This window comes from Amycolatopsis suaedae (genome assembly GCF_004214935.1).
GTDB lineage: Bacteria > Actinomycetota > Actinomycetes > Mycobacteriales > Pseudonocardiaceae > Amycolatopsis > Amycolatopsis suaedae.
The window spans coordinates 103413-129206 of record NZ_SFCC01000007.1; the positions used below are offsets into that span (position 1 = coordinate 103413).

Sequence of the window (25794 nt, forward strand, 5' to 3'; positions counted from 1 at the left end):
GCAGAACTAACGGTCCTGTTCGCCACCGGAGGACGCGGCCTCGGCCCGCTCGGCCTTGTTCGCGGCCTCCTGCTCCTGAGCCGCCCGCTCCTCGGGCGAGGCGGCGTTGAGGTCCAGCTTCGGACCGCTGGCCGCCTCCGGGTCCTTGCGGGTCTTGAGCAGCGACAGCACCGTGGTCGCGGTCAGGACGGTGACGATCACGCCCAGCGAGACCCAGTTGTTGATGTCCAGCCAGTCCGGCACCAGGTGGTACTCGTGCAACGCGTGGAGGAACAGCTTGGCGCCGATGAAGGCGAGGATGATCGCCAGACCGTAGGACAGGTACACCAGCTTGGTGACCAGGCCGCCGAGCAGGAAGTACAGCTGCCGCAGCCCCATCAGGGCGAAGGCGTTGGCGGTGAACACCAGGAACGCGTCCTGCGTGATACCGAAGATCGCAGGGATCGAGTCCACGGCGAACAGCAGGTCCGCGCTGCCGATGGCCACGATCACCACGAACATCGGGGTGATCCACCGCTTGCCGTCGCGCTTGACGATCGACTTGTGGCCCACGTAGTCGTCGGTCACCGGGAAGATCTTGCGCACCCAGCGGGTGACCGCGTTCTCGTGGTACTCCTCGTGCTCGTCGTTGCCGCGGACCATGCTGATCGCGGTCCAGATGAGGATGGCACCGAACAGGAAGAACACCCAGACGAACTGCGCGATCAGAGCGGCGCCGATGGCGATGAACGCGCCACGCATCACCAGCGCGAGCAGGATGCCGATGAGCAGCACCCGGTGCTGGTGGATGGCCGGCACCTTGAACGACGACATGATCACCATGAAGATGAACAGGTTGTCGACGCTGAGCGAGTACTCGGTGATGTACCCGGTGAAGAACTCGACGCCGGAATCGTGACCGCCGAAGTACCAGACGCCGATACCGAACGCCACGGCGCAGGCGATGTAGAAGGTGACCCAGCGAGCCGCTTCACCGGTGGTGACCTGATGCGGTTTCCGGTCGACGATGACGAGGTCGACAGCGAGGAGGACCAGCAGACCACCGATGGTCGCGATCCATAGCCACAATGGCACGTTCATTCAGTTCCATCCTCCGGTATAGCGGGACACGCAAACCACTACCCGGAGGTCTCTTCCATCGCTCCGGCTGAGCCGATGCGACCGAGGGTGCCGGGCACCACAGGGGGCGGCCGTGTTGACGACACCTTCGCGTAGGAATACTCCCCTCCACGCGCCCATCCATCTTGGCTGTTGAGAGGCCCGTACGCCAGCCAAGGTCATCATCGTCACCGTTTTGCTCGCAGTTATCCACGTCACACTCGGGCAACCTGTCTGGCCTGGGGCTACCCCACAGGGCGTTCTCAGCAAACGTCCCATACGGTCACGGCGTGTCCCGACAACTGCTCCCCCGTGACCGCCGCACGCGGCTGGTCGCCCTGGTGCTCGTCGCCGCGGTCGTGATCGCCGGCGGTGCCGTGTTCTGGCTGAACACCGGCGAGGAACCCTCGCCGGTGCGCACGCAGGATGCCACCGTCTCGGTCCCAGCGGCACCCAACTCACCCGACCAGGTGCAGTTGGACACCACCGTGTTCATTCCTGAGAACACCCCGGCACCGGCCGTGCTCATGCCGCACGGATTCGGGGGCAGCAAGAACAGCGTGGCCAGCGACGCCAGGGAGCTGGCCGAGCGCGGGTTCGTGGTGCTCACCTACTCCGCGCGCGGCTTCGGCCGCAGCACCGGGCAGATCGGGCTGAACGACCCCCGGTTCGAGGTCGCCGACGCCCAGGCCCTGCTCAGCGAGCTGGCCCGCCGCCCCGACGTGCGTACCGACGGGCCGGACGACCCACGCGTCGGCGTCACCGGCGGGTCCTACGGCGGCGCGCTGTCGCTGCTGCTGGCCGGCATCGACAAGCGGGTGGACACGATCGCCCCGGTCATCACCTACAACGATCTCGCGCAGGGCCTGCTGCCCAACTCGGCCGCGCCGACGGTGGCCACCACGGGTACCCCCGCACAGGGCGCATTCGCACCCGATGGAGTGTTCAAGCGGTCCTGGGCGGGCATCTTCTTCTCCGCCGGCATGGGGCCGGCCGGGCTCGGCGGCAGCGGCGACCCCGGCAGGGACGCGCCGGAGGCCGGGCAGGAGGACGACGGCGACAACCTCGGCGGACAGGCCGGAGCCGCGGGCGGCGCGGGTGCCGACGCGGCCGCCGCGCTCGGGTCCGCGCCACCCGCCGGGCCGGGAATGCCCGGTAACGGCGCCGCCAACCCGTGCGGCCGGTTCACCGAGCAGGTCTGCCGCGCCTACCAGGACGTCGCCACCGACGGCCGCGCGTCCCCGGAGACGCTGGCCCTGCTGCGCAGTGTGTCGCCGGTGTCGGTGACCGACCGGATCACCGTGCCGACGATGATCGTGCAGGGCGAGCGGGACACCCTGTTCGGCCTCGACCAGTCCGACGCCACCGCCCGGCAGATCGCCGCGGCCGGCGGCAAGGTCAAGACGGTCTGGTACGCGGGCGGTCACGACGGCGGCAAGCCCGGCCCCCGCCTGCGCGGGCAGATCGCGGACTGGCTGAGCTTCCACCTCACCGGCACCGGAACCGACCCCGGCACCGGCTTCGCCTACGACGTGCAGGGCAACCTGCGGGCCAACGGCACGCCGTCGATCCGCACGGTCGAGGCCCCCAGCTATCCGGGCCTGACCGGCGACCCGGCGCAGCGCACACAGCTTCCGCTGAACGGCGGCGACCAGCAGGTGGTCAACCCGCCGGGCGGCAACCCCGCCGCGGTCAGCGGCATCCCCGGCGCCAACGCACTGGCCGCGGGCTCGTCCCGGCTGGCCGGGCTGTTCACGCTGGACCCACCGGGCCAGTCGGCCCGGTTCACCACGGCACCGGTGGAGTCGCAGGTGCTGGTCACCGGCGGATCCACGGTGCGGCTGCGGGTGTCGGCCCCCGGCGGCACCGGGCCCGAGGGCGCGGTGCTGTTCGCCAAGCTGTACGACGTCAGCCAGGACGGAACCCGCACGCTGCCCGCCAACGCGGTCGCGCCGGTGCGGCTGCCGTCGCTGCCGCCGGACGGCAGCCCGGTCGAGGTCACGGTGACGCTGCCGGGGATCGTCCGCCCCATCGACCCGGGGCACGCCCTGCAGCTCGTGGTGAGCACCACCGACCAGGCCTACGCCGGGACGGTGCAGCCGGCGACCTACCGGATCGCGCTCGCCGACGGCGCCGGGCTCGCGGTGCCGGTCGTGCCGGGGCAGGCGGTCAGCACCGGCTGGCCGTCGGGACAGCTGATCGGCATCGGCGTCACGCTGCTGGTGGCGGTCGCGGTCGCCGTGGTGGCCACCATCCGCCGCAGGCGCAGTGACCAGGTGGACCCGGCGCTGGCCGGGACACCGCTGGTGATCGACAACCTGACCAAGGCCTACCCCGGCGGGGTCACGGCCGTGAAGAACCTGTCGTTCCGCGTCGAACCCGGCCAGGTGCTGGGCCTGCTCGGGCCCAACGGCGCGGGCAAGACGACGACGCTGCGCATGATGATGGGCCTGATCAGCCCCACCGAGGGCGAGATCAGGGTGTTCGGTCACCGCATCCGCCCGGGCGCGCCGGTGCTGTCGCGGGTCGGGTCGTTCGTCGAGGGGTCCGGCTTCCTGCCGCACCTGTCCGGCGAGCAGAACCTGCGGCTGTTCTGGGACGCCACCGGGCGGCCCGCGGACAAGGCACACTTCACCGAGGCGCTGGAGATCGCCGGGCTGGGCGACGCGGTGCGCCGCAAGGTCCGCACCTACAGCCAGGGCATGCGGCAGCGGCTGGCGATCGCGCAGGCGATGCTCGGGCTGCCGGAGCTGCTCGTGCTCGACGAGCCCACCAACGGGCTCGACCCGCCACAGATCCACCAGATGCGTGAGGTGCTGCAGCGCTACGCCGCGACGGGCCGCACGGTGCTGGTCTCCAGTCACCTGCTGGCCGAGGTCGAGCAGACCTGCTCGCACGTCGTGGTCATGCACCGCGGTCAGCTCGTCGCGTCGGGCGAGGTCGGGGAGATCGTCGCCGCGGGCGGCGAGGCGACCTTCCGCGTCGACGAGCCGGAGCAGGCGGCGCAGGCGCTGCGCGCCGCCGACGGGGTGTCCGGTGTGGACATCGAAGGCTCCCTCGTGCACGCCGACCTCAACGGGATGCCGCGTGCGGAGGCGGTAGCCGTGCTGGTCAAGGCGGGCGTCGGGGTTTCGCAGGCCGGCCCGCGCCGGCGGCTGGAGGACGCGTTCCTGCAGCTGGTCGGGGAAGGAACGAACTGATGGGCAGGACCGAGAAGCTGGCACGGGCCAACGCGGCCGTCGACCACGGGGTGCACACCGACCCGGCGGCGCTCGACGAGCTGACCGACGCTGCCACCCACGAGTCGATGGACGTCGGGCCGGACGGTGCGGTCGCCGGGTACAAGGCCGGCCGCACCCTGCGGCTCGGGGTGGAGCTGCGGCGCCAGCTCAAGCGGCGGCGTACCCAGCTCGTGCTCGGGCTGGTGGCGCTGCTGCCGTTCATCCTGGTGATCGCCTTCGAGATCGGCGAGGCCAATCCGAACCGGCGCACCGGCGGGTTCGTCGACCTGGCCACGGCCAGCGCGCCGAACTTCGTGGTGCTGGCGCTGTTCGTGTCCGGGACGTTCCTGCTGCCGATGATCGTGGCGTTGTTCTTCGGCGACACGATCGCCAGCGAGGCGTCCTGGTCGAGCCTGAAGTACCTGCTGGCCACCCCGATCCCCCGGCACCGGGTGCTGCGGCAGAAGGCCATCGCGTCGGCGATCCTGTCGATCATCGCACTGGTGCTGCTGCCGTTGGTGGCACTGGGTGTCGGGGTGATCTGGTACGGCGCGGGAGATGCGATCAGCCCGACCGGGGACGCGGTGGCGTTCTCCGACAGCGTGCTCGCCATCGGGCTGGCCATCGTCTACATCGTCATCCAGCTGGCCTGGGTGGCGGGGCTGGCGATGCTGCTGTCCGTGCTGACCGACGCGCCGCTGGGTGCGGTGGGCGGCGCGGTGCTGGTGGCGATCGTGTCGCAGATCCTCGACCAGATCACCGCGCTGGAGGACCTGCGCGACTACCTGCCGACGCACTTCTCCTACGCGTGGATGGACCTGATCGCCACCGACATCGACTGGACCCGGATGGCGAACGGAGCACTGTCGGCGACGCTGTACGCCACCGTGTTCGCCCTGCTGGCCGCCCGGCGGTTCGCCCGTAAGGACATCACCAGCTGATCGTCGGTTGTGGCGTGCGGTGGGTCCTGTGAGGATTCGTCGGTGGTCAACAGTGTGCTGCGCAGGGCCGGGGTCGTGCTGGGGGCGGCGGTCGCCGCGGTCACGGTGGTGTCGCCGCCCGCGGTGGCCGGTGACGACATCGCCGACGCGCTGCGGCGCGTCCCCGGCCTGACGGTCGTCTCCGAGCAGCCGGGGCCGGAGGGGCACCGGTTCTTCACGCTGACGTTCACCCAGCCCGCCGACCACACCCGGCCCGGCGCGGGGACGTTCCAGCAGCGGCTGACGTTGCTGCACCGGGACGTCTCGGCGCCGACGGTGAGCTACACCAGTGGCTACAACGTCTCGACGGCCCCGTCGCGGTCCGAGCCGACCCAGCTGGTCGGCGGCAACCAGCTGTCGATGGAGTACCGGTACTTCGCGCCGTCCCGGCCGGAGCAGGTGAACTGGCCGCGGCAGCTGACGATCTGGCAGGCCGCGACCGACCAGCACCGCGTCGTGCGGGCGTTCAAGTCGATCTACCGCGGCGCCTGGCTGGCCACCGGCGGCAGCAAGGGCGGCATGACGGCGACGTACTTCCGCCGGTTCTACCCGGACGACGTGGCCGGGACGATCGCCTACGTCGCCCCGAACGACGTGTGGAACAACGTGGACCGCTACAACCGGTTCCTCGACGGCGTCGGCGATCCGGCCTGCCGGGAGAAGCTGCACGCGGTGCGGCGGGCGGCGCTGCAGCGGCGGGACGAGCTGGGGGTGCTGCTGGCCGAGGAGGCCAGGGCGAAGGGCTACACGTTCGAGATCATGGGGTCGGCCGACCGGGCGCTGGAGACCGCCGTGGTCGACTCGTACTTCACGTTCTGGCAGTACTCGACGTCGGCCGACTGCGGGATCGTGCCGCCGCCGGACGCCCCCGCGACCGAGCTGTACGCGTACTTCGACAAGGTGGAGAGCCTGGCGACGTTCGCCGACCAGCAGCTGGAGCAGTACGTGCCGTACTACTACCAGGCCGCGACGCAGATCGGCTGGGCCGAGCCGTACGAGCACGGGCTGCGTGGGCTGCTGCGGTATCCGGGGTCGATGGCGGCGCCGTCGTTCGTGCCCCGCTCGGTGCCGGTGCCGCGGTACGACCATCTGGCCATGCCGGACGTCGACCTGTGGGTGCGGACGCGGGGTGAGCGGCTGATGTTCGTCAACGGGGAGAACGACCCGTGGACGGTGGAGCCGTTCCGGCTCGGGTTCGGTTCGCGGGACTCGTACGTGTACGAGGTGCCGGGCGGCAACCACGGGTCGAAGATCGCGCAGCTGCCCGCCGCCGAGGCGGCCGCCGCCACGGCGACGGTGCGCCGCTGGGCGGGCCTGCCCGCCACCGCCGAGCCAGCGGCGCCGCTGGTGGCCGGCTTCGACGAGGACCCCCTGCGCGCCCGCCGCCTGCACCCCTGACCCCCGCGAGTCCACCGCTCGCACCCCGCGAGTCCACCGTCCCCGCCCCGCGAGTTGACCGTTCCGCGCCCAGGAGTTGACCACTCACGCTCCGGGAGGCGAGCACGCAAGCCCGCAGCTCGCTACGCGAGTGTGCAACTCGCGGGGCCGGAGTGGTGGACTCGCGGGGTGGGAAAGGTGGACTCGCGCCGAGTGGTGGGGCTACTTCACGCCGGCGGCGTCCATGCCGCGCAGCTCCTTCTTCAGCTCCGAGATCTCGTCGCGCAGGCGGGCGGCCAGCTCGAACTGCAGGTCGCGGGCGGCCTGCATCATCTGGTCGGTCATCTGCTGGATGAGGTCGGCCAGCTCCGCCCTCGGCATGCCGGCGACGTCGCGGTCCACCAGCACACCCGAGCTGCGACCGCCGCCGCCCTGCTCCGGCTTCTTGCCCCGCGACACGTTGCGGCCGGACCCGCCGACGGCGACGCCCTCGGTGTCCTCGGCCTCGTCGTACACCCGGTCCAGAATGTCGGCGATCTTCTTCCGCAGCGGCTGCGGGTCCAGACCCCGCTCGGTGTTGTAGGCGATCTGCTTGGCCCGGCGCCGGTTGGTCTCGTCGATGGCGTACCGCATGGAGTCGGTCATCGAGTCGGCGTACATGTGCACCTGGCCGGACACGTTACGGGCCGCGCGGCCGATCGTCTGGATCAGCGACGTCCCGCTACGCAGGAACCCTTCCTTGTCCGCGTCGAGGATGGCCACCAGTGACACCTCGGGCAGGTCGAGACCCTCCCGCAGCAGGTTGATGCCGACCAGCACGTCGAAGTCGCCCGACCGCAACTGGCGCAGCAGCTCGACCCGGCGCAGCGTGTCGACCTCGGAGTGCAGGTACCGGACCCGGATCCCCAGCTCCAGCAGGTAGTCCGTGAGGTCCTCGGCCATCTTCTTGGTCAACGTGGTGACGAGGACGCGCTCGTCCTTGTCGGCGCGTTCCCTGATCTCGTGCATCAGGTCGTCGATCTGGCCCTCGGTGGGCTTGACGATCACCTCGGGGTCGACCAGCCCGGTCGGGCGGATCACCTGCTCGACGAACTCGCCGCCGGTCTGCCCCAGCTCGTACGGCCCCGGCGTCGCGGACAGGTACACCGTCTGGCCGATCCGGTCGGCGAACTCCTCCCAGGTCAGCGGCCGGTTGTCCAGCGCGCTCGGCAGGCGGAAGCCGAACTCGACCAGGCTGCGCTTACGCGACGCGTCGCCCTCGTACATGCCGCCGATCTGCGGCACCGTCACGTGTGACTCGTCGATGACCAGCAGGAAGTCGTCCGGGAAGTAGTCGATCAGGGTGGCGGGCGCCGACCCGGCGCCACGGCCGTCGATGTGCCGCGAGTAGTTCTCGATGCCCGAGCAGAACCCGACCTGACGCATCATCTCGATGTCGTAGCTGGTGCGCATCCGCAGCCGCTGTGCCTCCAGCAGCTTGCCCTGCTTCTCCAGCTCGGTCAGCCGCTCCTCCAGCTCGGCCTCGATGCCGGCGATGGCCTTCTCCATCCGCTCCGGCCCGGCGACGTAGTGGGTGGCCGGGAAGATCCGCACCTCGTCGAGCTCCTGCACGATCTCGCCGGTCAGCGGGTGCAGGTAGTACAGCTTGTCGATCTCGTCGCCGAAGAACTCGACCCGGATGGCCAGCTCCTCGTACGCCGGGATGATCTCCACCGTGTCGCCCCGCACCCGGAACGTGCCGCGGTTGAACGCCAGGTCGTTGCGCGTGTACTGCACGTCGACCAGCGCCCGCAGCAGGGCGTCCCGGTCCACCTCCGTACCCACGGTGAGCTTGGTCGACCGGTCGAGGTAGGACTGCGGCGTGCCCAGGCCGTAGATGCAGGACACGCTGGCCACCACGATCACGTCGCGCCGGGACAGCAGGTTCATCGTGGCCGAGTGCCGCAACCGCTCGACGTCGTCGTTGATCGACGAGTCCTTCTCGATGTAGGTGTCGGTCTGCGCGATGTAGGCCTCGGGCTGGTAGTAGTCGTAGTAGCTGACGAAGTACTCGACCGCGTTGTTCGGGAAGAACTCGCGCAGCTCGTTGGCCAGCTGGGCGGCCAGGGTCTTGTTCGGTGCCATGACCAGCGTGGGCCGCTGCACCTTCTCGATCAGCCACGCCGTGGTCGCCGACTTGCCGGTGCCGGTGGCGCCCAGCAGCACGACGTCCTTCTCGCCTGCGTTGATGCGCTTCTCCAGCTCGGCGATGGCCGCCGGCTGGTCGCCGGAGGGCTGGTAGTCGCTGACCACCCGGAAGACGCCGTCGGCCCTGGGCACGTCGGACACCGGGCGGAAGTCCGACTGGGCGAGGACGGGGTGTTCGGTTGCGAAAGCCACGTCATCCAGGGTAAGCGCACCCACCGACAGTTCGCGACACACACCGGTCGACTGAAGGGCCCGACCGCGTCCGAGCGGAGCGAGGACCGAATCACGGCTCAGCAGTCACAGTTGCAGCAGTCACAGTCACAGTCGCAACTGCTGTGCGGCTTGCCGCTCCACGGGCCCGGCCACGGGTCGCGGCAGCAGATCTGGCAGGTGCAGCACATGTACGCGGCGATGCCGCAGCCCGCGAAGAAGTTCCGCTTACGCGGCGGCACCCGGAACTTCGGCACCCAGCAGCCGCCGCCCTTGCCGTCGTAGGCCCCGCCCTTCCCGCCACCGCCGGGCGGCGCGGGCGGAGGCGGGGGCGGCGGAGTCGGCCCGCCGGGACCGTACGGCGGCGGCTGCGCCGGGTAGGGCGCCTGGTGGTAGGGCCCGGGCATGCCGGGCTGGTGGCCGTACGGGTCGCGCACCCCGATCTCGTGGTGGCCGAAGGTCCGGTGGACGGCCTGGTGCAGCTCGTGCGCCAGCAGCTGGTGGGTCAGCCCGCCGTCGCCCAGCTCCACCTCCGCGAGCGCCAGCCGGACGCCGTGCACCGCGTCGTCGCAGTGGCGGCGGGCCTGCCCAAGGTCGGTGCCGGTGGCCAGCAGCGGGTTCCACGCCCCGGACTCGCGGTCCCGCGTCAGGTCCTCGACGGCGTCGAGCAGGTGCGCGGCCCTGCCGAACAGGCGGCCGGCCTCGGCCAGCGCCGCCGCATTCTCCGGCCGCCCGGCCAGCACGGCGGTGTGCGCGAACGCCGCCGCCGTCGCCTGCTCGGTGGGCTCGGTGGCGAGCAGGACCGGGTCGCCGGTGAGCAGCGCCCGCTCCACCTCGCCCTGCCGGTCGACGGCCTCGGTCAGCACCGTCGTGTCGAACCCGATCCGGCTGCCGGTGGCACCGCCCTGCGTCGCCCACCGGTCGGCCACCCTGCGTGCGGCACCCGCGACGGTGCGCCGGGAGAACATCCCGTCGCCGTCGACGACGTGGTCGCGCACCTTGGCCGCGGCCAGCACCAGCGAGACGGTGGCGGCCAGCTGGGCGCCCGCGCCGCTGGCCACCGACGTCGGCCGCATCGCCCGCAGCGGGCACGGCCCGGCGTCCCGCCTGCCCTGCCCGGCCGGTGCCTGGGCCTCCACCAGCGACGAGATCATCAGGCCGTCGTAGTTGGTCACCACCCTGGCGAGGTGACCGTGCTCGTCACGCAACGTCAGGCACAGCCCGCACAGGTGCGCCAGCCAGTCGGCGTGCAGCCGCGGCGACAGCCGGTGCCGGCACGGCCGCAGGATTCCGAACATCGAGCCCCCTCACCACAGGTGGCCGGAATCCTAACCACCCCGCCCGGGCATGATGTGCGAATGCTGGAACCTCATCCGCCGAAGGTGGAGATCTTCGACGTCGGCGGCGCCACCAACACCGATCCGAAGGGCATCGTCCGCGACGTCGAGGAGTACCGGACCGAACCGTTCGGGCTCTACCTGGCGCGCCCCACCCCCGGCCGCGAGCAGTTCCGCTACCTGGAGTCCTGGCTGCTGCCTGCGCAGGGCCTGCGGATCACCGACTTCTGGTTCAACCCCGGCCACGAACGCGACCAGGACTTCTACCTCGACGTGGTGGGCACCGACGTCGACGGCGACGTCTGGCGCAGCACCGACCTCTACCTCGACATCGTGCTGCGCACCGGCCGCGGCCTGGAGGTACTGGACACCGACGAGCTGCTCGCCGCGGTGAACGCGGGCCTGCTGCCCGCCGACCGGGCGACGGCCGCGCTGGAGACGGCCTACGCCACCGTCGACGCGCTGGCCTCGCACGGCTACGACCTGCACCGCTGGCTGTCCACTCTGGACATCCAGCTCTCCTGGCGCCGCCACGGCTGAGTCCCGCATCCACCGATCGGTGGATGTCCGCCCCGACACGCGTCGGCCCGGTTCTGGCCGCGCCGACGATCCGGACCGGACCCCTTTCCGGCGATTCTCGACAGCACAGGGAATCGAAAGGGGCAGCCCATGCCGGTCGTCGAAGTGCGGAACCTCCGCAAGACCTACGGGAGCAAGGTCGCGGTCGCCGACGTGAGCTTCAGCGTCGAACGCGGCGAGATCTTCGGCATCCTCGGGCCCAACGGCGCGGGCAAGACCACGACGGTCGAATGCCTGGAAGGGCTGCGCACGCCGGACGCGGGCACGCTGTCGGTGCTGGGACTGGACCCCCGGCGCGACACCGCCGAACTGCGTCAGATACTGGGCGTCCAGCTACAGGAGAGCCAGCTGCCGGACCGGCTGAAGGTCCGCGAGGCACTCGACCTGTACGCCTCGTTCTACCGCTCCCCCGCCGACCAGGGCCCGCTGGTGGACCTGCTCGGCCTCACCGACCGGCTGGACACGCCGTACAAGAAGCTCTCCGGCGGGCAGAAGCAGCGGCTGTCGATCGCGCTCGCGCTGATCGGCGGGCCCGAGGTCGCCGTGCTCGACGAGCTGACCACCGGGCTGGACCCGCAGGCCCGCCGCGACACCTGGCAGCTGATCGAGAACGTCCGTGACAGCGGGGTCACCGTCCTGCTGGTCACCCACTTCATGGAGGAGGCCGAGCGGCTGTGTGACCGGATCGCGGTGATCGACGCGGGCTCGGTCGTCGCCGTCGACACCCCCGCCGGGCTGGTGGCCGGCGTCGACGCCGAGCAGCGCATCCGGTTCCGGCCCTCGGCCCCGCTGGACGACGAGCTGCTGGCCGCGCTGCCCGAGGTGCGCTCGGTGCAGCGGCAGGGGCAGTACGTCCAGGTCACCGGGACGGGCAACGTCCTGCACGCCGTCACCGCCCTGCTCGCCCGCCGCCGGATCGTCGCCGAGGAGCTGCGGGTCGAGCAGACCAGCCTCGACGACGCCTTCGTCGCACTCACCGGCCGCAAGCTCGCCTGACCGGAAGGGAACCTCCACATGTCCGTCCTGACCAAGATGACCGGAGTCGAGGCCAAGCTGTTCCTCCGCGACCCGGGTTCGATCCTGATCGTGTTCGGCCTGCCGGCCGGTCTGCTGCTGGTGTTCGGCCTGATCCCCGGTGCCCGGCAGCCCTCGGAGGAGTTCGGCGGGCATGTCCCGCTCGACACGTTCATCGCCCCGTTGTCCATCACCATCCTGCTGGCCATGCTGGGCACCACCGTCCTGCCCTCGGCCCTGGCGACCTACCGGGAGAAGGGCGTGCTGCGGCGGCTGGCCGCGAGTCCCGTGCCGCCGAGCCGGCTGCTGCTCGCCCAGCTGCTGGTGAACCTGGCCGCGGGCCTCGTCGTGCTGGTGCTGATCATCGGCATCGGCGCGCTGGCGCTGGGCATCTCGCTCCCGGCCAACCTCGCCGGGTTCGTGCTGGTGACCGCGCTGGGCACGGCCGGGCTGTTCTCGGTCGGCCTGCTGATCGCCGCGCTCGCGCCGACGGCGCGTGCCGCCACCGGTGTCGGGTCGGCGGTGTTCTTCCCGATGCTGGCGCTGGGCGGGGTGTGGGTCCGTAAGGAGGACCTGCCGGATTTCCTGGTGCCGGTCGCCGACGTCCTGCCGCTGGGTTCCACGCTCAACGCGATGCGGGAGACCTGGACCGGCGCGGCACCGCAGGCGACCCAGCTGGTCGCGCTCGCCGCCGTCACGGTGGTCTGCACGGCGCTGGCGACCCGCTTCTTCCGGTGGGAGTGACCGTGCCGCTCGCACCGTTCGCCCGGGGGCCGGTGCTCACCGTGGCCGGGCTCATCGCCGCCCTGCTGCTGGCCACCAGCGGCCGGTACGGCTACTTCGGCGACGAGCTGTACTTCCTGGCCGCGGGCCGGCATCTGGACTGGGGGTATGCCGACCAGCCGCCGCTGCTGCCGCTGCTGGCCCTGCTGATGGACACGATCGCGCCGGGGTCGGTCGTGGTGCTGCGGCTGCCCGCGATCCTCGCCACGGCCGCCGCGGTGGTGCTGACGGCGCTGATCGCCAGGGAGTTCGGCGGCGGGCGGCGGGCCCAGCTGCTCGCCGCCGGAGCGGTGGCCGTCAGCAGCGGTTTCCTCGGCACCGGCCACTACCTCGCGACGTCCACAATGGACCCGTTCCTGTGGACACTGCTGCTGTGGCTGCTGGTCCGCTGGGTGCGTACCCGGGCCGACGGGCTACTGCTGTGGGCGGGGCTGGTCACCGGTGTCGCGCTGAACGTCAAACTCCTCGCCGGAGGATTCTGGGTGGTCGCCGGGATCTGCCTGCTCGCCGTCGGCCCGAAGGACCTGCTGCGGCGCCCGGCACTGTGGGGCGGCGCGGCGATCGCGGCCGTGCTGGTCGCGCCCACGCTGGTGTGGCAGACGGTGAACGGCTGGCCCCAGCTGGAGATGAGCGCCGCCATCGCCAGCGAGGTCAGTGGCGCCTGGGGCGGGCGGGCGCTGTTCGTACCCGCGGTCCTCGTCGCGGGTGCCGGGCTGATCGTCGGGGCGGTACTGCTGTGTTACGGCCTGTGGCAGCTGCTGCGCTCGCCTGCCCTGCGGCCGTGGCGGTTCCTCGGCTGGACGACGGTCGGCCTGCTGCTGGTGTTCATCGCGGTGAGCGGGCGTTACTACTACCTGGCAGGCATGTTCGGGGTGTGCTGGGCGGCGGCCGCGGTCCGGATCGAGGCCGGGCAGCCGAAGCGCTGGTGGCGCTGGGTGGCGACCTGGCCGGTGTACGCGCTGAGCCTGGTGATCACCGTGCCGGTCACCCTGCCCGTCCTGCCGGAGTCGTGGATCGGCAGGGAGATCCCGCAGCCCGCGTTCGCCGGCGGTGAGATCGGGTGGCCGGAGCTCACCGACTCGATCGCGGCGCAGTACCACCGGCTGCCGCCGGAGCAGCGGGCCCGCACCGCCGTGGTCACCGGGATGTACTGGATGGCGAGCGCGGTCGAGCACTACGGCCCCGAGCGCGGGGTACCGGCGGCCTACAGCGGCAGCCGCGGGTTCTGGACGCTGCACACGCCACCGGAGACCGCCGACACGGTGCTCTACGCCGGCGACGACCCGGCGGCGCTGCACGGCTCGTTCCGGCAGGTACGGCAGGTCGGCGTCGTCGAGACCGGGCACACCGGGACGCTGATCCCGTCCGGCACGCCGATCCTGCTCGCCACCGGCCGGACGGCGCCGTGGTCGGTGCTGTGGCCACGGTTCCGGAACATGGAATGGTGACCGGGCGGGATAATGCGGCGGTGAACCGGTCCGGGAAGGCGCCCTCGTGGGTCCACCAGAACCACGCCTCGGCGGGGTGGGGAACCTGGCCGGACCGGATCGAGGTCGCCGCGCCGTACGTGCTGCTCACCCTCGCCACCGTGTTCGCCTCCCTCGACGGCGAGCCGGCGAGCACCTACTGGCTGGCGGCCCTCGCCGCGGCCTGGGTGGCGCTGACCGACACCCTGGGCCGGGCGCGGTGGCCGGGCGGCAGGCTGCTGCCGCTGGTGTCGTTCGGCGGGATCCTGGTCATCGCCTCGGTGCTGATGACCCACGACATCCTGTTCCTGGTGTTCATGATCATCGGGTTCTTCCACGCCCTGCGGCTGGAACCCCGCTGGCTCCGCCTCGCCGGCCTGGTGATCACGGCGTTCCTGCTGCACGGCCTGGCCAACGGCGGCCTGCCGAAGGCGCTGACCACCATGCCGCACGTGTTCCTGACCGTGGTGCTGGTGCAGTCGCTGACGATCTGGGGCGGCTCGGTCATGGCGGACAAGATCGCCGACCAGAACAACGCACGCAAGCAGGCGCTGGCCGAGCTGAACGCCGCCATGGCGGAGAACGCGGGCCTGCACCGCCAGCTGCTGGTGCAGGCCCGCGAGGCCGGTGTGCTCGACGAGCGGCAGCGGCTGAGCCGGGAGATCCACGACACGCTCGCCCAGGGGTTCGCCGGCATCATCACCCAGCTGCAGGCCGCCGACCAGGCCGACCCGGCCGTGTGGCGGCGGCACGTCGACGCGGCGCTGGCACTGGCCAGGGAGAACCTGACCGAGGCCCGCCGGTCGGTGCACGCGCTGGCCCCGGAGGCACTGGACGCCGCGCAGCTGCCGGACGCGCTGCGTGGCGTGGCCCGCCGCTGGTCCGACCGCACGGGCGTGCCCATCGAGTTCACCACCACCGGCAACAGCAGGCCGGTGCACCCGGAGATCGAGGCGACCCTGCTACGGATCACCCAGGAGGCACTGTCCAATGTGGCGAAACACGCCGGCGCCGGACGCGTCGGCCTCACACTGTCCTACATGGAGGAACAGGTGACCCTGGACGTCCGCGACGACGGCAGCGGCTTCGACACCAGCATGCTGCCACCCGACGGCGGGATGGGCGGGGGCTTCGGCATCGCGGGGATGCGGCACCGGGCGCAGCGCCTGGCCGGGACGCTGACCGTCGAGGCCGAGCCCGGCGGCGGAACGGCCGTCAGCGTCAACCTGCCGGCCATCCCCGTCGGGAGCGCGTTGTGATCACCGTGATCATCGCCGACGACCACCCGGTCGTGCGGGACGGCCTGCGCGGCATGCTGGCCGCGGAGGGCGGGTTCGACGTGCTCGGCGAGGCCGCCGACGGCGCGGAGGCCGTCGCGCTGGCACAGCGGCTGCGGCCCGACGTCGTGCTGATGGACCTGCGCATGCCCGGCACCGACGGGGTGCACGCCATCACCGAGCTGGCCCGGCTGGGCAACGCGGCCCGGGTACTGGTGCTGACCACCTACGACACCGACTCCGACGTGATGCCGGCGATCGAGGCGGGCGCGACCGGCTACCTGCTCAAGGACACCCCGCGCGACGAGCTGTTCCGCGCGGTGCGGGCGGCCGCACGGGGCGAGTCGGTGCTCTCCCCCGCCGTCGCCAGCCGGATCATGGGCCAGCTGCGCGCTCCGGCGCAGGAACCGCTGTCCCAGCGGGAGATCGAGGTGCTCGGCCTGATCGCCAGGGGCTGCACGAACAAGGAGGCCGCGGCGCAGCTGTTCATCAGCGAGGCCACGGTGAAGACCCATCTGCTGCACGCGTACGCGAAGCTGGGTGTGCGGGACCGGGCCGCCGCGGTGGCGGTGGCGTTCGAGCGCGGCCTGCTGGGACGCCGCTAGGGGGACCAGTTCGTGGCCGCGGCCCACCGTTCGGCACGCTCGAAAGCGGCGTTGACCCAGGGCTGCTTGGCCTCGGTGTAGTCCAGCACCGAGCCGTCGGCCTGGTGCTCGTGCGCCAGCGAGCGTTTGACCTCGGCGTAGGCGTCGCGCTCGGCGGGCTGGTCGCGCAGCCAGTCGCGGAACAGCAGCGCCAGCCGCCAGGCCGGGGTCTGCCGGGACCGGACGTGCAGGTTGACCGGGCGGGCCGGGTCGGCGCCGAAGTGGAACCGCTTGAGCCACGGCTCCGCCGAGCCGTCCTGCGGGTCGTCCCACCACTCGCCCTCGGCACGGACGTAACCGGCGTCGGACAGCGCGTCGGAGATCGCGTCGGCGTCGTCCAGGGTGGGCACGAGGATCTGCAGGTCGAGGCAGTCCTTGGCGGGCAGTCCGGGGACGGAGGTGGAGCCGATGTGGTCCAGCCGCAGCGCCCGGTCGCCGGTGACCGGCCGCAGCCGGGCCAGTGCGCGCTCGGCCTGGCGGGGCCAGTCCGGGTTGGGCTCGGCGATGACCGGCGACAGCGGTGCGCGTGCCTTGCGCAGCCGGACGTTCGCCTCGAACCGCACCAGCCGGTCGGCCCACAGGCTGTCCACCTCGGCCAGCACCACGTCGCGGGCGCCGCTGTTGTCCAGCCAGACGTCGGCGACCGCGCGCCGCTGCTCGACGCCGGCCTGGGCGGCGATGCGGGTGCGGGCGTCGGCCTCGCTCATGCCGCGGGAGGAGACGACCCGGCGTACCCGCGTCTCCGGGTCGGCGTCGACGACCACCACCAGGTGGTACATCGGGGCCAGGCCGTTCTCCACCAGCAGCGGGACGTCGTGGACCACGATCGCGTCCGGGGCGGCCTGGGCCATCAGCTCGGCGGTACGGGCGCCGACCCGCGGGTGGATGATGCCGTTGAGCCGCGTGCGGGACTCGTCGTCGGCGAACGCCTTCGCCGCCAGCGCGGGCCGGTCCAGCGTGCCGTCGGCGGCCAGCACGTCCTGTCCGAAGGCGGCGACGACCTCGGCCAGCCCCTCCGTGCCGGGGCCGACGACCTCCCTGGCCAGCAGGTCGGCGTCGATCACCACCGCGCCGTGCTCGGCGAGGCGGGCGGACACTGTCGACTTACCGGCTCCGATGCCCCCGGTCAGGCCCACGCGCAACATGATCCGCATTCAATCAGCAGGGCCACGGGGAGTTGGACACGGCGTCGTTACCCAACTGGTCGAGTGACACGCCGAGCGCCTACCGCGTTCATCCGCACGCATTGCGTACGGTGCCGGTGCGGTGATCGCCCACACGGAGGAACGATGGCAGCCAAGCACGTCGGGAGGCACCGGCTCGGGACCCCGGGCCTGGTGCACTGCGTCCTGTATCGCCCAGTGGCCCAGGCCCTGGAGGAATACCGGCGTAACTGGCTGACCGCGCTGCTCGTCCCCGCCAAGCACAGCCTCGCCGGCCTCCGCCGCCGCGCCATGGCCGCGGCCATGGAACGCGCCTGGGCGCCCGCGACCACCTGACCCTCGCCCCGGCGCGCGGGCTGACGTCCTGTTCAAAGCACGTGAAGGCCACCTTCACCACGTGAGACGTAAGGGTCCCGGCAAAGTCCGGGGTGCGGCTGGGCGAGGTGGGTGGTTCCGAGCGCAGAGTTCGCGGGCCGGAATGCAGAACTCGCGGCCGCGAGCGCAGAACTCACGATGTGGACGCCGGTTGCGGATCGCGAGACGTGGCCCGGCCCAGGCTCGTGAAGGCCACCTTCATTACGTGTGACGTGGTGATGGTGGCCTTCACGTGCTTTGGTGCTTGCTGGGGTTGTCTCGTTCGTGGTGGCTGGTGGGGTGGTTGTGGTGTTCGAGGCTGGTGGGGCCGGTGTGCCCGGGTGAGGGCGGATGTGGTGGCGTCTGATGCCGTGAAGGGGGCCCTCACGGCAACCGCCCACGACTCCCGACTTCGCCGGGCCCTGACGTCAGACGTAGTGAAGGTGGCCTTCACGTGCTTTGGTGCCAGGTCCCGCGAACATGAACGAGCCCCGGTCCCCTCGCGGGGAGCCAGGGCTCGTTCGCGTTCTAGCGCTTACGCACCGCCGGAGAGCTTCTCCCGCAGCGCGGCGAGCTGCTCGTCGCTGGCGAGGGTGCCGCCACCCTGCTGGCCGGCGTCGGCCGAGCCCGACGAGGTGTAGCTCTGGTCGCCGCCGGTCTCGCCGGTGGCGGCCTGCGCGGCAGCCTCGGCGTCGGCCTCGGCGGCCTTCGCCACCTGCTTCATGTGGGCCTCGTAGCGCTGGTGGGCCTCGGCGTACTGCCGCTCCCACTCCTCACGCTGCTTGTCGAAGCCCTCCTGCCACTGGTCGGTGTCCGGGTCGAAGCCCTCGGGGTAGATGTAGTTGCCCTGCTCGTCGTACTCGGCGGCCATGCCGTACTGGGTCGGGTCGAACTCCGTGTCCGGGGTGACGCCCTCGTTGGCCTGCTTGAGCGACAGCGAGATCCGGCGACGCTCCAGGTCGATGTCGATGACCTTGATCATCACGTCGCTGCCGACCTGCACGACCTGCTCCGGGATCTCGACGTGGCGCTCGGCCAGCTCCGAGATGTGCACCAGGCCCTCGATGCCCTCCTCGACGCGGACGAACGCGCCGAACGGGACCAGCTTGGTGACCTTGCCCGGCACGATCTGACCGATCGCGTGGGTGCGGGCGAACTGACGCCACGGGTCTTCCTGGGTGGCCTTGAGCGAGAGGGACACGCGCTCGCGGTCCATCTCGACGCTCAGCACCTCGACGGTGACCTCCTGGCCGACCTCGACGACCTCGCTCGGGTGGTCGATGTGCTTCCAGGACAGCTCCGAGACGTGCACCAGGCCGTCGACGCCGCCGAGGTCGACGAACGCGCCGAAGTTGACGATCGACGAGACGACGCCCTTGCGGACCTGGCCCTTGGCCAGAGCGTTGAGGAACTCGGTGCGGACCTCGGACTGGGTCTGCTCCAGGTAGGCGCGGCGGGACAGGACCACGTTGTTGCGGTTCTTGTCCAGCTCGATGATCTTGGCCTCGAGCTCGCGGCCGACGTAGGGCTGGAGGTCGCGCACGCGGCGCATCTCCACGAGCGAGGCGGGGAGGAAGCCGCGCAGGCCGATGTCGAGGATCAGGCCGCCCTTGACGACCTCGATGACGGTGCCCTTGACGGGCTCGTCCTTCTCCTTGAGCTCCTCGATCGTGCCCCAGGCGCGCTCGTACTGGGCGCGCTTCTTGGACAGGATCAGCCGGCCTTCCTTGTCCTCCTTCTGCAGGACAAGGGCTTCGACCTCGTCGCCGACGGAGACAACCTCGGCCGGGTCGACATCGTGCTTGATGGACAGTTCACGCGAGGGGATGACGCCCTCGGTCTTGTACCCGATGTCGAGCAGCACCTCGTCGCGATCGACCTTGACGATGGTGCCTTCGACGATGTCGCCATCGTTGAAGTACTTGATCGTCTTGTCGATGGCGGCGAGGAAGTCTTCCTCCGACCCGATGTCGTTGATGGCGACCTGCTGCGGGCTGGTCGCGGTCGGGGCGGTGGCGGTGTCGATGGTCATTAGGCGGGTTGCTCCGGTAACGGCTGGGTGTTAGTGGGTGTGCGGTTGACGTTCACGCCGCGGGAAACCGGCAACGACAAAGACCGCAACGAACGTTCCCAGAAGAAACGGCCACGAGCATCACCGCCGACGGTGCGCGACCCTGGTTCCCGGCACACTCGGCCGGGTGGAAGGTAGCGCGAACCCACTGCGCTAGAGGTATCGTACGCGGCCGCCCTCACACGACACAAACAGGGTGCCCTTGGCGATCAACCGCGCCCTACGGACCAGTATCCACCCGGTCCGTCCTGCTCGCCAGCACCTCCGGGAGGCCCCGTGTCCGAACCGACGACCGACCGCCACGAGCGCGCCGAGCAGCGGCTGGGCACCGCGGGCGTGGCCTACCGGCAGGTCACCGCGGTCGAGGCGGAACGGGCCAGCCGGTCGTGGTGGGACGCCGACGCCGACGACTACGTCGGCGAGCACGGCGAGTTCCTCGGCGAGGCCGACTTCGTCTGGTGCCCGGAGGGTCTGCGGGAGGCCGACGCCGGGCTGCTCGGCCCGGTCGACGGTGCGACGGTGGTCGAGGTGGGCTGCGGCTCGGCGCCCTGCTCACGCTGGCTGGCCGCGCAGGGCGCCCGCCCGGTCGGGATCGACCTGTCCGCGGGCATGCTGGCCCACGCCCGCGCCGCGGCGGAGCGCACCGGCGTCGCCGTCCCGCTGCTGCAGGCCAGCGCCGACCGGCTGCCGCTGGCCTGCGGCACGGCCGACATCGCCTGCTCGGCGTTCGGCGCGATCCCGTTCGTCGCCGACGCCGGCGCCGTGTTCGCCGAGGTGCACCGCGTCCTGCGGCCGGGCGGGCGCTGGGTGTTCGCCGTCAACCATCCGCTGCGCTGGATCTTCCCCGACGATCCGGGCCCGCAGGGACTGACCGCCACCCAGCCGTACTTCGACCGCACCCCCTACGTCGAGGTCGACGGCGACGGTGCCGCCACCTACGTCGAGTACCACCGTACACTCGGCGACTACGTGCGGGCGCTGGCCGCCACCGGGTTCACGCTGACCGACCTGGTCGAGCCGGAATGGCCGGAGGGCCACACCAGGGTGTGGGGCCAGTGGAGTCCGCTGCGTGGCCGGCTGTTCCCCGGCACCGCCATCTTCGTCTGCAGGCGATCGTGACCGTCGACCCGCTGCTGCCGCCGCCGGCCGACCCACCGGAGGGCGAACGCGTCCACGCGCGCACCGCCGACGGCAGGCAGGTGACCGGCGTGCTCTACCGCGCGGTGCACGAGCCGGACTCCTGGGGCAGCCTGTGGTCGGGGCTGGAGACCTGGGAGCTCACCCCGCTGCTGGAGCACGCCGACGCCGGCGGCATGGCCGCGTTGCTGGCCGTCGTGCGCTCCCGCGTCGACCGCGCCACGCTGGGCCCGGAGTGGTCCTGCACGGTCTGCTGGCCCAGCCGCGACACGGCGGCGACACGTGCCCTGCTCGACGCCGGTTTCGCCGCGCTGGACGCGCTGGCCGTCCGCACCGCGCCGCCCGAACCGGCCCGGCCACCGCAGGATGGGCTGACCATCCGGCTCGCCGGGCAGGCCGACGCCGTCGAGGTCCTGCGGTTGTGGCTGGAGGAACTGCGCTACTCCGAACCGGTGGGGCTGAACCGGGTGCGCTCGCTGGAGACGATGGTCCGCCTGCTGGAACCGGAAGTGCGGCGCAGCATCGACTTCGACCGCAACTGGCTGGCCGAGGCCGACGGGATCCCGGTCGGCCTGGCCCGCTGCGGCTGGCTGCTGCGGGGCAAGCCCGGCAGGCTGCCGCCGGGCCGGTGGGGACTGATCAACACCCTGTCGGTCACCCGGGACGCCCGTGGCGGTGGGGTGGGCGCGGCGCTGGTGAACCTGGCGCACCGCGAACTGCTCCAGCCCGGCGTGGCGGGCACCTTCCTGCACTACAGCCCGCTCAACCCGCTGTCGTCGGTGTTCTGGCACCGGCAGGGTTACCGTCCACTGTGGACGACCTGGGTGCTGCGATGATCGAGCGGCAGCGGGAACGGTTCGCCGCGCTCGACCCGATGCTGCCCGCACCGCCGCCGCCCCCGGACGGCGACGTGCTCACCGCCGCCACGGCCGACGGCGAGCGCCTGCTGGCCGTGCACCGGACCGTCCGGCACGCCCCCGGCTCCACCGAGCTGCTGTGGTCGCCCGCGGTGCTGCACCAGCTCTACCCCTACCCCGGCGGGGCCGGACTGGACCCGCTGCTGCGGGCGTGGCGCGCCCACCTGCGTGACGAGCGGCCCGACTCCGGGTGCCTGGTCGTCTGGCCCAGCCGGGACGTCGGCGCGGCACGGGACCTGCTGGCACACGGCCTGCTCCCGCTGTCGGTGCTGGCCGTGCGCTCCCCCGCGCCCGGGCAGGGCAGCACGGGGGTGACCGTCCGCCGGGTGGGCCCCGGGGACCGGGACACCGTGGCCGAGCTGGCCACGGCGACGTTCGACTACACCGGCCAGGTGGGCGCGCCCCGCCACCCGGACACGCCCACGCTGGTGCGCTGCTCACTGGACGGCGGCGGGCCGAGGTGGCTGGCCGAGCGGGACGGCCGGGCCGTCGGCCTGGCCGACTGCGCCTGGACCGACGTCCCGGAGGGCTCCGACCTGCTGCCGGTCGGGCGCTGGTTCTACGTCAACACCGTCGGCACGACGCCGGACAGCCGCGGCACCGGCGTCGGGCGGGCGCTCATGGCCGCCGCGCACGACCACGCCGCGGCCGGTGGCGCCACCGGCTGTCACCTCTACTACAACCCGGCGAACCCGCTCGCCCCGGCGTTCTGGCACCGGCAGGGGTATCGTCCACTGTGGACGTTGTGGGAGGTTCGTCCGGCTTCGGCGTTGCGTTAGTCACTCATCCGGGGCGGTCGGCTTGCCCACCAGCAGGTCGGCTCCTACTTTTGAACTGACCAGTCAGTCCAAAGCTAGGAGTTGACCTCGTGCGGGTCCACGCCGACCGCGTGTCACTGGAGGGGCCACACGGCACCCTGCTGCCGCCCACCTCGCTGACCGTGGCGGGTGGTCAGTTCGCCGTCCTGCACGGCCCACCCGGCGTCGGCCTCACCGCGTTCGGCCTGGCTCTGGCTGGGCGGCTGAAGCCGACCACCGGCACGGTCACCGCCACCGATGCCGAGCTGCCCGGCGCGGCAGCCGTCGTCGACGCACCCGGCGTGAGCGAGCCGGACGGCGCGCTGGCCCTGCGGGTGGTCGCCGGCGAGGAACTGGAGCTGGCCGGCCGCCCCAGCGGCACGGCCGACGTCGCGCGCTGGCTGGCCGAGCAGGACGTCTCCCCCTACGCGACGACTCGGTTCGAGAACCTGGACGGGCCGCTGCGCACCCGGCTGCTCACCACGCTGGCCGCCGCCCGGCGCGGCGTCGGGCTGCTGGTGCTGGACACGCCGGACCGGCACACCGCCGACCCGGACGGCTGGATCGCGCTCGCCCGTGAGCACGCCGCGACCGGGCTGGCCGTGGTGGTGCTGACCGCCACCGTGCCGCCGGGATCGCTGCCCATGCCGGTGGCCGAGGTCGGCGCCCTCGAACAACCCGAACCCGAGCAGTGCCAGGAAACGCAGGAAGAGGACGACTCGTGAACAGCCTCCGCATCGCCCGCAACGAGCTGCGCCGGCTCACCGGCGGCACGCTGCCGAAGCTGGCGGTTGCCGCGATCGTGCTGGTGCCGCTGCTGTACGCGTCGTTCTACCTCTACGCCAACTACGACCCGTACGGCAGGCTGAACAAGCTGCCCGCCGCCGTGGTGACCGCCGACGCCGGCGCGCAGGGCCGCAACATCGGCAGGGAGGTCACCGACGAGCTGGTGAAGTCCGGGACGTTCCAGTGGCACGAGGTGTCCGCCGAGGAAGCCGACCAGGGCGTGCGGGACGACCGGTACTCGTTCGCCATCACCATCCCCCGCGACTTCTCCTCGGCGCTGCTGTCGTCCGGCGAGTTCAAGCCACAGCAGGCGACGATCACGCTGACCACCAACGACGCCAACAACTACCTGTCCGGCACGATCGCCAAACAGGTCGCCGAACAGGTCCGCAAGACGATCGCGGAGAAGGTCGGCAGCGAGGCCGCCGACAAGTTCCTGCTCGGCTTCAGCACGATCTACGGCAAGCTCTCGCAGGCCGCGAACGGCGCCGGGCAGCTGGCCTCCGGCTCCGGCGAGCTGCTGAACGGACAACGGCAGCTCGCCGACGGCGCCTCCCGGCTGGCGACCGGCAGCACCGAGCTGTCGGCCGGGTTGAACACGTTGCGCGATTCCACCGCCCAGCTTCCGGCCAAGTCGAAGGAACTGGCCGAGGGCGCCGGGCAGGTCGCCGCTGGCAACGCCCGAGTCGCGCAGGTCGGCTCGACACTCGCCGCAGGATCGGCCGAGCTGCAACGCGAGCTGGACAACGTCGGGCAGCGGCTGGCCCAGCGCCTGCGGGAAGGCGGGCTGAGCGAACCCGAGGTGCAGCACGCGCTGTCGGTGCTGCGGCAGCTGCGGTCCCCGGTGGATCAGGCCAACGCGAAGGTCCAGGAGGCCAACGGGCAGCTGACCGCGCTGGCCGACGGCTCGCGCCGGGTCGCCGAGGGCGCCGCCCAGCTGGCCGGGTCGGCGCCTGCGCTGACCGAGGGCATCGGCAAGGCGGCGACCGGTGCCGGGCAGCTGAAGGACGGCGCCGCCCAGCTCAACACCGGCGAGCAGCAGGCGCTGTCGGGCACCACGCGTCTGCAGGAGGGCGCGACCCAGCTGAAGTCGGGTCTGGACCAGGGACTCACCCAGATCCCCAACCCGGACGACCCGACCCGGACCGCCACGGCCAACACGATCGCCGACCCGGTCGCGGTGAACTCGGTCGGCCAGGCGTCGGCCGGGACCTACGGCGCCGGGCTGGCCCCGTTCTTCATCGCGCTGGCCACCTGGATCGGGGCGTTCGTGTTGTTCCTGCTGCTGCGGCCGCTGTCCACCCGCGCGCTGACCGCGGGCGCGTCACCGGTGCGGGTGGCGATCGGCGGCTGGCTGTCGGCCGCGGTGCTCGGCATCGCCCAGGTCGTGGTGCTGTTCGGCGCGGTGATCTGGCTGGTCGGCATCCCGGTCGCGCAACCGGCGGGCGCGATCGGGTTCGCGGTGCTGGTGTCGCTGGCGTTCACCGCGGTGGTGCACGCGCTCAACGCCCTGTTCGGCGCGGTGGGCAAGTTCCTCGGACTGGTGCTGCTGGTGCTCCAGCTGGTCAGCGCGGGCGGGACGTTCCCGTGGCAGACCATCCCGGACGCGCTGTATCCGCTGCACGTGGTGCTGCCGATGAGTTACGCCATCGACGGGTTCCGGCACCTGCTCTACAGCGGGGCGTCGCTGAAGATCCTCGGTGACATCGGGGTGCTGCTGGCCTACCTGGTGGGCGGGCTGCTCGTCTCCGTGCTGGCCGCCCGTAAGCGTCGCATGTGGACGGTGTCGCAGCTCAAACCGGAGCTGTCGCTGTGACGCCGAGGGCGGCGGCGACCCGGCAGCGGTTGTTCGAGGCGACGCTGAAGCTGGCGAGCGACCGGGGCCTGGTCGGCCTGACGGTCGACGACATCGCCGCCGAGGCAGGCGTGGCCAAGGGCACCGTGTACTACAACTTCGGCAGCAAGAACGGGCTGGTCGACGCCCTGCTGCGGCACGGCGTCGACCAGCTCGCGCAGCGCCTGCGGGCAGCGGCCGCCGACGACGACCCGGTGGACGCGCTGGAGTCCCAGGTGGACACCGCGCTGGAGTTCATCGCGGAGTACCCCGGGTTCTCGCAGATCCTGGTCAGCGAGATGTGGCGGACGCCGGGCCAGTGGCACGAGACGCTGACGCTGCTGCGGGAGCAGATCATCACGATCGTGCGTGAGCAGCTGGAGCGCATCGCGGGCGCGGGCAGGCTCCCCGCGGGCGTCGAGATCCCGACGGCGGCGGCGGGGTTGTTCGGCACCCTGCTGGTCGTGGCGCTGGACTGGCAGGTGTTCGCCAGGCACCGCACGCGCGCCGAGGTCCGCGAATCGGTGATGCTGTTGATTCGCGGCCTGGCGCGCTGAGGCCG

21 protein-coding genes are annotated in these 25794 nt (G+C 71.7%); 16 read left to right on the top strand and 5 right to left on the bottom strand.

The genetic code is table 11. The features are described from left to right. Nucleotides 1–6: 6 nt before the first annotated feature. Nucleotides 7–1080: a TerC family protein gene (locus EWH70_RS14990; RefSeq protein ID WP_130476002.1), complete on the bottom strand. Its 1074-nt coding sequence runs from the start codon at nt 1078–1080 to the stop codon at nt 7–9. Between the two features lie 308 nt (nt 1081–1388). Between EWH70_RS14990 and EWH70_RS14995 the strand changes: the two genes are divergently transcribed. From EWH70_RS14995 to EWH70_RS15005, 3 genes are read left to right on the top strand one after another with little or no spacing between them, the layout of a single operon-like run. Then, entirely contained in the window at nt 1389–4298 is a 2910-nt protein-coding gene (locus tag EWH70_RS14995; protein WP_130476003.1) for an alpha/beta fold hydrolase, read from the top strand. Continuing rightward, nucleotides 4298–5260: an ABC transporter permease gene (locus tag EWH70_RS15000; protein WP_130476004.1), complete on the top strand. Its 963-nt coding sequence runs from the start codon at nt 4298–4300 to the stop codon at nt 5258–5260. Before EWH70_RS14995 ends, EWH70_RS15000 begins: the two co-directional genes overlap by 1 nt. A 42-nt stretch (nt 5261–5302) precedes the next feature. Further along, nucleotides 5303–6697, top strand: a complete 1395-nt coding sequence (locus tag EWH70_RS15005) for a S28 family serine protease (protein WP_130476005.1) — start codon at nt 5303–5305, stop codon at nt 6695–6697. A 201-nt stretch (nt 6698–6898) separates the two neighbouring features. On the opposite strand, the gene uvrB is transcribed toward EWH70_RS15005, so the two are convergent. Together uvrB and EWH70_RS15015 are read right to left on the bottom strand one after the other, a co-directional pair. Then, nucleotides 6899–9055 carry an excinuclease ABC subunit UvrB gene (gene uvrB, locus EWH70_RS15010; protein ID WP_165436282.1) on the bottom strand — a complete coding sequence of 719 codons (2157 nt, stop codon included), beginning with the start codon at nt 9053–9055 and terminating at the stop codon, nt 6899–6901. Nucleotides 9056–9153: 98 nt separating this feature from the next. Beyond that, nucleotides 9154–10371 carry a DUF5685 family protein gene (locus tag EWH70_RS15015; protein WP_130476007.1) on the bottom strand — a complete coding sequence of 406 codons (1218 nt, stop codon included), beginning with the start codon at nt 10369–10371 and terminating at the stop codon, nt 9154–9156. 60 nt (nt 10372–10431) lie between these two features. Between EWH70_RS15015 and EWH70_RS15020 the strand changes: the two genes are divergently transcribed. The 6 genes from EWH70_RS15020 to EWH70_RS15045 all read left to right on the top strand — a co-directional run bounded on the left by EWH70_RS15020 (nt 10432) and on the right by EWH70_RS15045 (nt 16134). Next, nucleotides 10432–10950 (top strand): ribonuclease FAU-1 family protein, encoded by a 519-nt coding sequence (locus tag EWH70_RS15020; RefSeq protein ID WP_130476008.1) that lies wholly within the window; start codon nt 10432–10434, stop codon nt 10948–10950. A 129-nt stretch (nt 10951–11079) separates the two neighbouring features. Beyond that, nucleotides 11080–11985: an ABC transporter ATP-binding protein gene (locus EWH70_RS15025; protein ID WP_130476009.1), complete on the top strand. Its 906-nt coding sequence runs from the start codon at nt 11080–11082 to the stop codon at nt 11983–11985. 18 nt (nt 11986–12003) lie between these two features. After that, the gene (locus EWH70_RS15030; RefSeq protein ID WP_240686994.1) at nt 12004–12747 is read left to right on the top strand and encodes an ABC transporter permease; all 744 of its coding nucleotides are present in this window, start codon (nt 12004–12006) and stop codon (nt 12745–12747) included. Next, nucleotides 12744–14234 carry a glycosyltransferase family 39 protein gene (locus EWH70_RS15035; protein ID WP_240687014.1) on the top strand — a complete coding sequence of 497 codons (1491 nt, stop codon included), beginning with the start codon at nt 12744–12746 and terminating at the stop codon, nt 14232–14234. Before EWH70_RS15030 ends, EWH70_RS15035 begins: the two co-directional genes overlap by 4 nt. A gap of 20 nt (nt 14235–14254) precedes the next feature. Continuing rightward, nucleotides 14255–15511, top strand: coding sequence for a sensor histidine kinase (locus EWH70_RS15040; RefSeq protein ID WP_240686995.1), 1257 nt, complete (start codon nt 14255–14257; stop codon nt 15509–15511). Next, on the top strand, nt 15508–16134 hold the full coding sequence (locus EWH70_RS15045; RefSeq protein WP_130476010.1) for a response regulator: 627 nt from the start codon (nt 15508–15510) through the stop codon (nt 16132–16134). The genes EWH70_RS15040 and EWH70_RS15045 overlap by 4 nt, the downstream gene beginning before the upstream one ends. Here EWH70_RS15045 and coaE read toward each other — a convergent pair. Continuing rightward, on the bottom strand, nt 16131–17318 hold the full coding sequence (gene coaE, locus EWH70_RS15050; protein WP_130476011.1) for a dephospho-CoA kinase: 1188 nt from the start codon (nt 17316–17318) through the stop codon (nt 16131–16133). The two genes, EWH70_RS15045 and coaE, sit on opposite strands and share 4 nt — an antisense overlap. A 144-nt stretch (nt 17319–17462) precedes the next feature. Here coaE and EWH70_RS15055 point away from each other — a divergent pair, with 144 nt between their 5' ends. Continuing rightward, nucleotides 17463–17672: a hypothetical protein gene (locus EWH70_RS15055; protein ID WP_130476012.1), complete on the top strand. Its 210-nt coding sequence runs from the start codon at nt 17463–17465 to the stop codon at nt 17670–17672. 553 nt (nt 17673–18225) lie between these two features. Here the strand turns inward: EWH70_RS15055 and rpsA are convergent. Further along, nucleotides 18226–19722 carry a 30S ribosomal protein S1 gene (gene rpsA / locus EWH70_RS15060; protein WP_130476013.1) on the bottom strand — a complete coding sequence of 499 codons (1497 nt, stop codon included), beginning with the start codon at nt 19720–19722 and terminating at the stop codon, nt 18226–18228. A gap of 315 nt (nt 19723–20037) precedes the next feature. Between rpsA and EWH70_RS15065 the strand changes: the two genes are divergently transcribed. From EWH70_RS15065 to EWH70_RS15090, 6 genes are all read left to right on the top strand, one after another. After that, nucleotides 20038–20880, top strand: a complete 843-nt coding sequence (locus tag EWH70_RS15065) for a class I SAM-dependent methyltransferase (protein WP_130476014.1) — start codon at nt 20038–20040, stop codon at nt 20878–20880. After that, complete coding sequence (locus EWH70_RS15070) at nt 20877–21734, top strand: GNAT family N-acetyltransferase (RefSeq protein ID WP_240686996.1); 858 nt, start codon at nt 20877–20879, stop codon at nt 21732–21734. Before EWH70_RS15065 ends, EWH70_RS15070 begins: the two co-directional genes overlap by 4 nt. Beyond that, entirely contained in the window at nt 21731–22594 is an 864-nt protein-coding gene (locus tag EWH70_RS15075; RefSeq protein ID WP_130476016.1) for a GNAT family N-acetyltransferase, read from the top strand. The genes EWH70_RS15070 and EWH70_RS15075 overlap by 4 nt, the downstream gene beginning before the upstream one ends. Nucleotides 22595–22683: 89 nt before the next feature. Then, a complete protein-coding gene (locus EWH70_RS15080; protein ID WP_130476017.1) occupies nt 22684–23337 on the top strand; it encodes a P-loop NTPase family protein in 654 nt (217 codons plus the stop codon). After that, the gene (locus EWH70_RS15085) at nt 23334–25214 is read left to right on the top strand and encodes a YhgE/Pip domain-containing protein (protein ID WP_130476018.1); all 1881 of its coding nucleotides are present in this window, start codon (nt 23334–23336) and stop codon (nt 25212–25214) included. Before EWH70_RS15080 ends, EWH70_RS15085 begins: the two co-directional genes overlap by 4 nt. Next, nucleotides 25211–25789: a TetR/AcrR family transcriptional regulator gene (locus EWH70_RS15090; protein WP_130476019.1), complete on the top strand. Its 579-nt coding sequence runs from the start codon at nt 25211–25213 to the stop codon at nt 25787–25789. The genes EWH70_RS15085 and EWH70_RS15090 overlap by 4 nt, the downstream gene beginning before the upstream one ends. Nucleotides 25790–25794: the final 5 nt, after the last annotated feature.

Bases quoted from the DNA above. Each gene is read 5' to 3' on its own strand.
- EWH70_RS14990 (WP_130476002.1), bottom strand. From the start codon at position 1,080: ATGAACGTGCCATTGTGGCTATGGATCGCGACCATCGGTGGTCTGCTG.
- coaE (WP_130476011.1), bottom strand. From the start codon at position 17,318: ATGTTGCGCGTGGGCCTGACCGGGGGCATCGGAGCCGGTAAGTCGACA.
- EWH70_RS15030 (WP_240686994.1), top strand. From the start codon at position 12,004: ATGTCCGTCCTGACCAAGATGACCGGAGTCGAGGCCAAGCTGTTCCTC.
- EWH70_RS15025 (WP_130476009.1), top strand. From the start codon at position 11,080: ATGCCGGTCGTCGAAGTGCGGAACCTCCGCAAGACCTACGGGAGCAAG.
- EWH70_RS15020 (WP_130476008.1), top strand. From the start codon at position 10,432: ATGCTGGAACCTCATCCGCCGAAGGTGGAGATCTTCGACGTCGGCGGC.
- EWH70_RS15000 (WP_130476004.1), top strand. From the start codon at position 4,298: ATGGGCAGGACCGAGAAGCTGGCACGGGCCAACGCGGCCGTCGACCAC.
- EWH70_RS15075 (WP_130476016.1), top strand. From the start codon at position 21,731: ATGATCGAGCGGCAGCGGGAACGGTTCGCCGCGCTCGACCCGATGCTG.
- EWH70_RS15015 (WP_130476007.1), bottom strand. From the start codon at position 10,371: ATGTTCGGAATCCTGCGGCCGTGCCGGCACCGGCTGTCGCCGCGGCTG.
- EWH70_RS15055 (WP_130476012.1), top strand. From the start codon at position 17,463: ATGGCAGCCAAGCACGTCGGGAGGCACCGGCTCGGGACCCCGGGCCTG.
- rpsA (WP_130476013.1), bottom strand. From the start codon at position 19,722: ATGACCATCGACACCGCCACCGCCCCGACCGCGACCAGCCCGCAGCAG.